Raw genomic sequence first — 9,672 nt, 5'->3', positions numbered from 1 at the left:
CATTATTCGCTTAAAACAAGTCCAAGCCCCGCTTGAGCTAGGTTCTAATGAACAACCGAATTATGAAACTATTTTTAAATATGCTCCACATGGACTCATATTAACCTCTACTTCTGGAAATATTCTAGAAGCCAATCAAATGATTGAAACAATTTTTGGTATTCCCGCAAGCGAATTAATAGGCGAAAATGCTAAGTTAATTTATCAATTGTTACCCGACTCACAATATGATTTTAATCAATTTTTTAAAGAACTTCTATCAAGAGGCTCCGCAAAAGTAATAATTCCTAAAGTAGATGCTGATGGGGCAGTGAGGTTTTATCAATTCAATTCCAGTTTAAATAAAAGTGTTGATATGTACGTGACCATAATACGAGATGAAACGGAAAAAATTCAACTAAAGAAGCAAGTTGAACATAGTGGATCACTATCTACGCTCGGACAATTAGCTGCAAGTATTGCTCATGAGATTCGTAATCCACTGACCTCTCTAAAGGGATTTACGMAATTGCTCACTCATCAAGTATCAAAAGAAGGTAGTAAGTACCTTGAAATAATAAATAGTGAGCTAAATCGAATGGAATCAATCCTAAATGAATTCTTAGTGTTATCAAAACCAGCTGAACGATCTTTTCAGTCTATTTCTTTATCATCCTTACTTTCACAGGTTGTTGATTTTATGTATCCCCAAGGAATACTTCAAAATATTGAACTTGATTTTGTTTCATGGGATCGAGAATCAGACGGCATTTTTGGTGATGCGTACGAATTAAAAAAAGTGTTTATGAATATTCTTAAAAACGCAACTGAAGTGATGCCCCACGGAGGGAAAGTTTTAATTACTCAATCTCAAATTGATGATAAACAAGTACGTGTGTCTATAKTAGATCAAGGAGAAGGCATGACTTCAGATCAAATGCATAAAATATTTTTACCGTTTTACACTTCAAAAGAACAAGGTACCGGATTAGGATTATCACATGCATTTCAAACCATAGAGGAACACGGAGGAAGTATTGAAGTTGAAAGTGAGCCTAGTCAAGGAACCACTTTCCATATTCTGCTACCCATTTATCATTTAGATGCCATGGATGAAAAGACAACCCACAATCCAAACCCTATAAAGCCTATTAGGGAAGTAATATCTTCAAAATGAAGCTTCACTTAAGATTAGAAGTGGTCCTAATGTAGATTCGCTCATAGTCGACATGAATTCGCTGATAGACGACAAGTAAACGCTCATAGAATTGGCTAATCAATCGTTTCGCGCATAGTCGACATGAAACCGCGAATAGACGACAAAAATCCGCTCATAGTCGACACAGAACTGCGAATAGAAAGAACGCCATAATGATAGAGCTGAATTGTTAGGGACATCCATCTTTGCTGGACGTCCCCATTTTTGTTAAACGCGGAATAGTCGATAAGACAACGCATTTTGACAAAGTTCTTTAGTTCCCTATATACTAGTTTTAAGTAGATATATTGAGAATAAGGTGAAATAGATGAAATCAGAAGAACTAACACAATCATTAAAGTTATTTATTGTGCTTTCAAGAGCCTATAAAACATTACATGAATGCACGAATCAATTTTTTCAAAAGAATGGATTAAACCCGACTGAATTTGCAGTTTTAGAGTTACTGTTCCATAAAGGAAGACAACCTTTACAGAAAATCGGTAATAAAATCTTATTAGCTAGTGGATCAATTACGTATGTAATTGATAAGCTTGAAAAAAGAGGATTTATTCACCGTGTATCTTGTCCATCTGACCGTAGGGTGACGTTTGCTGAAATTACTCCTGAAGGGGAAGCATTTATGAATGAACTGTTTCCCGAGCATGAGAAGCAGTTACATGAGATGATGAGTGCTCTTGATTCAGACGAAAAGGATCAAATGATTGTCTTACTGAAAAAGTTAGGTTTATCGATTAAAGATTTATCTTATTAAAATAAAAAATTCCGGCTCAACTAAATGAGCCGGAATTTTTTATTTTTTTGMTGCTATAGTTTCGCCCATTTTCAAGAACGCATCTGTTTGGTTCACGCTCTTTTGATCGAAAATGGTAAGACGAACAATTAGATTTCCTTGTTCAAAAACAAAGCCAGATACTGTACCCAATTCAAAAGTTGTTTGGTAGCCACTTGGATTCAAGACACCTTCGCCTTTTGGCAATTTATCTGAACCAATCTCTATTGGTTCTTTGTTAATACTGACCGATGTGATTGTTTCGTGCATATTTTTTGCGATGATTTCTAAAGAAGCATCATCTTTTGAGATGGTTTCAACTCGCATAGAAACAGCTGGATTATCATCCAAGTAAAGTGAATCTTTATTAGGCTCTTCACCTGTTAAAGTAAAACCATCTAGTTTGTATAGTGAATAATTTTGTTCTTCACTATCAGTTAATTTAGCAGTAGCCTCTTTTACTTCATTATTAACTGAATAGGTAAGTGTCTTCTCAGAATCCCTATTTTCTGAAGTTGTCGGTTCTTCGACATTCTCTTCAGATGTTTCTTCACCGGTAGTCTCACCAGATTCTACTTGAGTATCTGTTTCATCCTCATTCTCTTTTGATTTATTCGTTGAGTTGCATGCGGCTAGCATGGAGATAGCAAAAGTAAGTGATGCAAATAAAAGCCATGTTTTTTTCATGTTTAAGTTTCTCCTTTGAGTAGTAGTCATGTTGTAATGAAATAAGGTTTTAAGTGTTAAAAGGAAGAATGAGAAATAACAGAATCGTCATCGTGATGTGTGCAATTATGATGAGTGGCATACTTTTTTTCCATTCGTATAAAATTCCCCATAGCATCCCAGAAGTAACTGCTGCAAGGACGCCTAGCCAAAATCCACTGAACGACATAGACAATCCAAAAAGTAACGAAGCAACTAATACAGCAAAGAATGGACTCATATAATCCTTTAATTTTTGTTGAATAAACCCGCGCCAAAACAATTCTTCACCTGGTGCAATAATCAACATCAATAATAAATAGTGCCATACTGTGGTTGGTCCATAAACACTTAGAAATCGCTCTACTGAAATCGCTATATCATCAGTAAAAATAGAGGCAAGCCGGTAAGCGGTTGCAATAAGTCCATAGGTCAGTGTACCATACCCTATGCCAAAGACTAAGTATTCCCAGGTTTGCACTTCGTCTTCCATCTTTACAAGAACGAAAGATAAGGCCATAAATAATAGCATGGTAAATGTATACATATACCAAAAAATAGTTTCGTTCATAAATGTGAATAGAAGTAATACATAGACGCCAACTAGCATGACGATCCATCGTAAATTAGGAGCTAAAATATTCAATTATGAAACCTCCTGTACCGTATTAAAAAAATTCACTCTTATTCTCCTTCTGTCATGGGTGAAGACTCTTCTTCTTTAAGGTATAATATTTTATACCGTTTGTGATTCACAACTGTCTTTTCTTCAACCGCGAGTTTCTCAAAGTTTTCCATTATGGAAACATTTACGATAACCGAGTTTTCATTTACTTTTTCTACAATTCCTTGCAAGCCATCTTTAAACTCAATGATTGATCCAACCGTCGCAATTTCCACAAACTTCAGCTCCTTCATGCTCTCATACTCAATAGTTTGCATGAAATTTTTTGTAACGTAAAGTATTTTCTGAAAACAACATTAAATCATGATTAATTTTATTAATAAAGGGGCATTAATATGAATACATATGAACAACAACTAGAAGAATTAAAAGAAGGAAACATTGCGTCCATCACAATTGAAAAAGAAAATTTTTTAGAATTTCGTGAAATTCTTATTCTACGAGAAGATTTTAAGCATTTTCGCGGAATTGCAAAACAAGGCGGACTCGTTATTTATACATATGAAGAGAATGCGAGAAGTTGAAAAATGTCGTATTTTGTCGGAATGAAAGTGTGTTATTTCGCTAAAATAAGTGTATAATAATGGATAAAAAGGCTTGTTAAAGGAGGTATAATGTGACAGAATCAATTCTTGAGGAATTGGAACAAACTAGAGAGAAAATGATTAAGTCTGCGCTAGAGAATGGTTTTGGAAACGTTAATACCATCCAACTAAGTGAAAAGGTAGATCAACTTTTAAATGCTTATCATAGGAAAAGTTATCCTGAAAATCCTACATACAATTTGAATTTAATCAAAAACTAAGCGAATAATCGCTTAGTTTTTTTTCTTTTTGTTAATATTATCAGATTAATTTTATATTCTTGATATAGTAATTTGGTATACTTATACAATTAGTGTAACAATTGGAATAAGGGGGAATTGCATTGTCAAAATTAAATAAATTAAGAAGAACGTTAAATGAAGCAATCGTAGGGCGAGAAAAAGAAATTGATTTAATGATAATTGCATTAATTCAAGGAGGGCACGTTTTACTCGAAAGTGTTCCTGGTTCAGGAAAGACGATGATGGCCAAATCGTTTGCCCATTCGTTTAAAGGGAAGTTTAAACGTCTTCAGTTTACTCCAGACGTCTTACCTTCAGATGTAACTGGAATTAGTTATTTCGATCCTAAATCGCAAGAATTTATCATGCGTCCAGGTCCTGTAGTGACAAATATATTACTTGCAGATGAAATTAATCGTGCTACACCAAGAACACAATCAAGTCTTCTAGAATCCATGGAAGAAAAACAAGTGACAATTGATGGCGAAACTATTCAATTGCCAGAACCATTCATGGTAATAGCAACTCAAAACCCAGTTGAGTCTCAGCAAGGCACTTTTTCATTACCTGCAGCGCAGTTAGATCGCTTTTTGTTCCGTATCGAAATTAATTATCCAAGTTTTGAAGAAGAACGAAAGATATTAAGAGAGTTCAGTCAAGCACCTGGTGCAGTAAAATCTTTATCAATCATTGAAATCCAAGATGTTCAACAATGGCGAAGTGATGTAAGAAAAATTACCGTTCATGATGACATTGAGACATATATTTTACAAATCATTCATGCCACTCGACAGCATCCTCATGTGGAACTAGGTCTAAGTTCGCGTGCATCGCTGGCACTTCTTCATGCTGCTCAAGGACATGCTTTTATTAAAGGGCGATCTTATGTTATCCCAGATGATGTTAAATTAATGGTAGCCCCACTTTCCACACATCGTCTAATGTTGACGGCTGAAGGCATGTTAATTCGTGAGCCAGCAGATATTCTCAGGGAAATCATTGAATCCGCTCAAGCACCTGTTGAGGCAATGGCAAGATGATTTGGCAACGAGATTATTATGGAGCAACAAAAACGAATTGGGTACTTACGATTATTTTACTTTGTTTGACGATGTCAATGATCCTCGTGCAATATGTTGCTGCAGGAGTTTTTTGTTTTTTCGGTGTGATAACTTTTATGCAAATGCTGTATTTTAAACAGGTTGGTCAGAAATTGACGTTACTGAACAATAAGAAAAGAAGTCGCATGCTCAAAGGTGGCCAATCCAATTGGGAATTAACTTTTGAAAACAAGGGACTACCTATTTGGAATGGACAATTGAGAATATATTTTCAAGATGCGGTAAAACCACTTGTTAATTTGCAAGTAGGTCATTCTCAGCTCATTGAAATTGTGGTTCCATTAACGATTGGTAGAAATGAAGTCGTGACAGTTAAAATACCAATTGAAGGTCAAAAAAGAGGATTGTCCAGATTAAAGCAATTGGAGTTAACCGTCCCTCACTTATTCGGGGAAGGGTCGGTCGCACTTGTTCATAAACCTCTATTATTAATGGAGCAAATGGTTTATCCACGTATGTATCCATTAAAGAATGTGCGAAAAGCTTCTCCATTAAAACCAGGGGATAGCGAGTACAAACATTCGTTATTTCAAGACTTATTTTCACCTGTTGGTACGAGAGATTACGAACTAGCAGATCAATTTCATCATATTCACTGGAAAGCCAGTGCAAGAATGCAAAAGCTCCAAACAAAAGTTTTTACACAAGTGGCAAATGAATCCGCATTACTCGTACTGAACGTGGAAAATCGTTACTCCATTATTGCGGATTTAGAAGAACGCATTGAGGAAATTGCCTCTTTTGTTGATTATTTCTATCGCGAAGGAATACCATTTGCACTTACCGTCAATGTCAGGTCTTTTGGGGTGACGCCTTATTTGTACTTGCCAATAGGCGATGGACAAAAGCAACGTCAAAAAGCAATGGAATTGCTTTCAATCCTATCAAAGAATGATAATACAATTCCTTTTAATCGGATGTTGTCACATTTGGTTATGCATGAAAACTTGCCAGTATCAGTTGTGATTTTCACTCATGATGTAAATGAGATGGCTTCTTATGTAGCGAAATGGTCGAATAATATACATGTAAACATTAGAGTAAATCAAAATCTTGGAGGTGAGATAGGATGGAAAAATCAACCCCTTCAAGGTCGTTAGTGCAATATGAATCGTTTGGAAAGTTTTTGCAAGATGCATGGTTAGTTTCTTTTCTAGTGTTATTCATGCCGAATGAAACATTAATTTCACCACATTATATTTGGATAGCAGTGTTATTTAGTATTGCTATAGCAGTTAACCTTTTATTTTTGAAAACTGGATACCAAATAGCTATTTCGCTAGTTGTTTCAGTTATTGTCGGATCGATTGTATTTATTTTTAATGCTCCATTTTGGCTGTTTCTCTTCATTATGGCCTTTTCAGTTTGGCGAGTTCAGGAGCGATATGCAAAAATACAAGAAGATGCCACGCATGATGGTTCATTCTTTACTCTATTAGTGGTGATGTTTGCAATATCTTACTTTTTAATAACGGTATTTAATAAAACACAGGTAGTTCGAGATGTATTTATATTAGCGATTGTTGGATCCGTATTGTTTGTATTAGATCGGATAGTTGTTCAATGGTTACGGTCAAAGAATTCAACTCAAGTACCTTTTTCAAAAGTACTTTTTATTTACATGAGTATCATCAGTTTTGCAGCAGTTGCCTTTGCTTTGATGTTGGGAATAGGAAGCAAGGCTAGAGAATGGTTTGTCTTATTATTTGGTGACATTATTGAATTGATTTTATATCCGGTAGGTGTGGTATTTGTCTGGTTACAAAGTATTTTTAMTCAATTCTCTCAAGAACCTGAAAGTAAAAACTTAATGAAACCACAGAAAATAGAAGCAAGGCCCCAACAATTTCAACAATTGGATTGGTTAGACGCACCTGGTGATTTTCCTTGGCTTGCCATAATTATCAGTGTAAGTATCCTTGGAATTGTAATAATCATTTGGCGTTTATCAAAGAATAAAACTGAAAAAGTTGAAGTTGCTGAAGAGCAAACTCTATATGAAAGAAGTGTTAGCAACCTTAATAAAGAAGAAGAAATGCCATCAACCACATGGCTTTATTCGATGAATACAAACTTGGTACGAGATAAATATCGTGAATTTGAAAGTGAAGCAGGACAAATGGGATATAGCAGGCAACAAAATGAGACAGTTCGGGAATGGTTTAACCGAGAAGGATGGCAGGTATCTGAAAACTTTTATGAAGTCTATAATTTAGTGCGTTATAGCGGGCAGCAAATGAATGCTCAAGATGGAGAATGGTTTATGATTGAATTAAAAAAACTTTTATTAAAATATTTTGATAAAGATGTTTAAAGAAAAAGAAATGTGGGCATATTATAAATGAACACAGCAACATTCTCATTTCCCCCTTTTTATAGGACACATTTCCCGAGAGGAATGTGTCCTACTTTTTTTGTGTACATATGTTTCTCCTGTCATATTTATTACTCTTCAAATTATGAAATTTATGAGAACTTAAAAAGAATTTTTCTGTTTTCTGAATGTTGCGATGCTTAAGTCTAGGAACTTTGATAAACTAATATAATAATTAATATCAACACCTTGGAGGTTACATAATGAGTCGAAAAGCAAAAGTTGGATTTGTAGGAACTGGAGTTATGGGCAAAAGTATCGTTAAACATTTGCTTGCTGCAGGTCATGAAGTATCAATTTACACACGTACGAAAGAGAAGKCAAAAGATTTACTAGATTTAGGTGCAAAGTGGGCAGAGTCGCCTGGTGAAGTTGCTGTTCAAGTGGAAGTCATTTTCACAATGGTTGGTTATCCATCAGACGTTGAAGAAATCTATTATGGAGATACAGGCATTTTTGAAAACGGCAAGCCAGATCTGATTGCTATCGATTTGACAACATCAACACCAACTCTTGCTATAGACCTTTACAAAAAAGCACAAGCAGTTGGTATGAGTTCACTTGATGCCCCCGTTTCTGGAGGAGATGTTGGAGCAAAATCAGGTAAATTATCGATTATGGTCGGAGGAGACAAAGATGTTTTCGATAAAATTCAGCCGATGTTTTCTTTATTCGGTGAGAATGTAGTTTATCAAGGCAAGGCAGGAGCGGGGCAACATACAAAAATGGCAAATCAAATCGCTATCGCTTCCACGATGATTGCGGCTTGTGAAGCTATTACCTATGCAAAAGAGGCTAAGCTCGATCCAGAATTGGTTTTAAAATCAATTACGACAGGTGCTGCAGGATCATGGTCATTAACAAATCTAGCGCCACGAATGTTAAAAGGTGATTTTGAAGCTGGTTTTTATATGAAACACTTTATTAAAGACATGGGCATTGCTCTGGATGAATCCCGAAAAATGAATGTAACACTTCCTGGTTTAGAAATGGCTTATTCCATATATCGGAACTTGGCAGAGCTAGGTTTTGAAAATGAGGGAACACAAAGTTTAATAAAGGCGTACGACAAATAGAATAAAAATAGTGGGGTGTTAGAGTGGACCAGCAACAAACGACTCCTCGGAGTCCAATAGCTCTTTATCTATCATTACCGATTTTATCTTGGGCTTTTTATGATTTTGCTAACACGATATTTTCATCTAATATTAACACTATTTTTTTTCCTTTCTATACTGATGAAGTCATTGGAACCAGTGAAGCAAGACAACAAGTTGCCAGCACGTTTGTTTCGTATGCGAATGCAATCGCGAGTTTTTTCTTAGTCATGTTTTCTCCTTTATTCGGTGTGTGGATTGATCGAACAGGATATAAAAAGAGATTTATCGTGTGGTTTGCTTCAATATCAATCATCGCCACTTTTATGATGGGGGTGTTTGGGGGAATTGAAAGCGATTCACTCTTGTKGGGAGTTCCACTGTCCTATGCCTTAGTTGTTATTAGTTTTGTAATAGCAAAATTCTTTTTTAACTCGAGTCTTGTATTTTATGATTCCATGATGAGTGATTTAGGTTCGAAACAAGAGATGCCATTAATATCCGGATTTGGAGTAGCGGTGGGGTATATCGGTACAATCCTTGGGTTACTTGTTTATTTGCTTGTTAGTGATGGTGAATTTCACAGAGCATTCATTCCAACAGCCATTTTATATTTTCTGTTTTCGTTGCCATTATTTTTTATAAACAAAGATACACCTATACCTAAAAATCAACGTGTCAAAGGTTCATTCTTTGATGGCTACAAAGAGATTATCAGCACTTTTAAAGATATGAAATCTCATAAATCCGTTTTTACATTTATGATTGCATTTTTCTTTATTAACGATGCGATTGCCACAACAATAGCAATGATGGCGATTTATGCCACCGTTATAGTTGGTTTTTCATCTGGACAATTCATTATTCTTTATCTGGTATCCACTATTTCCACCG

Annotated in this window: 12 protein-coding genes; 9 read left to right on the top strand and 3 right to left on the bottom strand. The window is 35.5% G+C overall.

Annotated features, from left to right (window positions below; translation table 11 throughout):
• Together AC1DOS_RS14805 and AC1DOS_RS14800 are read left to right on the top strand one after the other, a co-directional pair.
• Positions 1-1,156 (top strand): ATP-binding protein (locus AC1DOS_RS14805; RefSeq protein ID WP_477538116.1); only part of this gene is annotated, 1,156 nt, incomplete at its 5' end.
• 349 nt (positions 1,157-1,505) lie between these two features.
• The gene (locus tag AC1DOS_RS14800; RefSeq protein ID WP_477538115.1) at positions 1,506-1,952 is read left to right on the top strand and encodes a MarR family winged helix-turn-helix transcriptional regulator; all 447 of its coding nucleotides are present in this window, start codon (positions 1,506-1,508) and stop codon (positions 1,950-1,952) included.
• A gap of 39 nt (positions 1,953-1,991) precedes the next feature.
• On the opposite strand, the gene AC1DOS_RS14795 is transcribed toward AC1DOS_RS14800, so the two are convergent.
• From AC1DOS_RS14795 to AC1DOS_RS14785, 3 genes are read right to left on the bottom strand one after another with little or no spacing between them, the layout of a single operon-like run.
• Positions 1,992-2,657: a hypothetical protein gene (locus AC1DOS_RS14795; protein ID WP_477538114.1), complete on the bottom strand. Its 666-nt coding sequence runs from the start codon at positions 2,655-2,657 to the stop codon at positions 1,992-1,994.
• Between the two features lie 49 nt (positions 2,658-2,706).
• Positions 2,707-3,321 (bottom strand): lysostaphin resistance A-like protein, encoded by a 615-nt coding sequence (locus tag AC1DOS_RS14790; RefSeq protein WP_477538113.1) that lies wholly within the window; start codon positions 3,319-3,321, stop codon positions 2,707-2,709.
• 38 nt (positions 3,322-3,359) lie between these two features.
• Positions 3,360-3,575: a YkvS family protein gene (locus AC1DOS_RS14785; RefSeq protein WP_477538112.1), complete on the bottom strand. Its 216-nt coding sequence runs from the start codon at positions 3,573-3,575 to the stop codon at positions 3,360-3,362.
• A 120-nt stretch (positions 3,576-3,695) separates the two neighbouring features.
• Between AC1DOS_RS14785 and AC1DOS_RS14780 the strand changes: the two genes are divergently transcribed.
• The 7 genes from AC1DOS_RS14780 to AC1DOS_RS14750 all read left to right on the top strand — a co-directional run.
• Positions 3,696-3,884 carry a hypothetical protein gene (locus tag AC1DOS_RS14780; protein WP_477538111.1) on the top strand — a complete coding sequence of 63 codons (189 nt, stop codon included), beginning with the start codon at positions 3,696-3,698 and terminating at the stop codon, positions 3,882-3,884.
• Between the two features lie 92 nt (positions 3,885-3,976).
• Positions 3,977-4,165, top strand: coding sequence for a Spo0E family sporulation regulatory protein-aspartic acid phosphatase (locus AC1DOS_RS14775; RefSeq protein ID WP_477538110.1), 189 nt, complete (start codon positions 3,977-3,979; stop codon positions 4,163-4,165).
• A gap of 122 nt (positions 4,166-4,287) precedes the next feature.
• A complete protein-coding gene (locus tag AC1DOS_RS14770) occupies positions 4,288-5,226 on the top strand; it encodes an AAA family ATPase (RefSeq protein ID WP_477538109.1) in 939 nt (312 codons plus the stop codon).
• Complete coding sequence (locus AC1DOS_RS14765; RefSeq protein WP_477538108.1) at positions 5,223-6,407, top strand: DUF58 domain-containing protein; 1,185 nt, start codon at positions 5,223-5,225, stop codon at positions 6,405-6,407. Before AC1DOS_RS14770 ends, AC1DOS_RS14765 begins: the two co-directional genes overlap by 4 nt.
• Positions 6,377-7,621 carry a hypothetical protein gene (locus AC1DOS_RS14760; RefSeq protein ID WP_477538107.1) on the top strand — a complete coding sequence of 415 codons (1,245 nt, stop codon included), beginning with the start codon at positions 6,377-6,379 and terminating at the stop codon, positions 7,619-7,621. The genes AC1DOS_RS14765 and AC1DOS_RS14760 overlap by 31 nt, the downstream gene beginning before the upstream one ends.
• 263 nt (positions 7,622-7,884) lie before the next feature.
• The gene (locus tag AC1DOS_RS14755; RefSeq protein ID WP_477538106.1) at positions 7,885-8,757 is read left to right on the top strand and encodes an NAD(P)-dependent oxidoreductase; all 873 of its coding nucleotides are present in this window, start codon (positions 7,885-7,887) and stop codon (positions 8,755-8,757) included.
• A gap of 23 nt (positions 8,758-8,780) precedes the next feature.
• On the top strand, positions 8,781-9,672 hold an 892-nt coding region (locus AC1DOS_RS14750; protein WP_477538105.1), incomplete at its 3' end, for an MFS transporter.

It is taken from the genome of Paenisporosarcina sp. P5_A11, assembly GCF_056400705.1.
This window is presented reverse-complemented; position numbering and strand designations above follow the sequence as displayed.

Coding starts and splice junctions, on each gene's coding strand:
- AC1DOS_RS14780 (WP_477538111.1), top strand. CDS start 3,696: ATGAATACATATGAACAACAACTAGAAGAATTAAAAGAAGGAAACATT.
- AC1DOS_RS14800 (WP_477538115.1), top strand. CDS start 1,506: ATGAAATCAGAAGAACTAACACAATCATTAAAGTTATTTATTGTGCTT.
- AC1DOS_RS14765 (WP_477538108.1), top strand. CDS start 5,223: ATGATTTGGCAACGAGATTATTATGGAGCAACAAAAACGAATTGGGTA.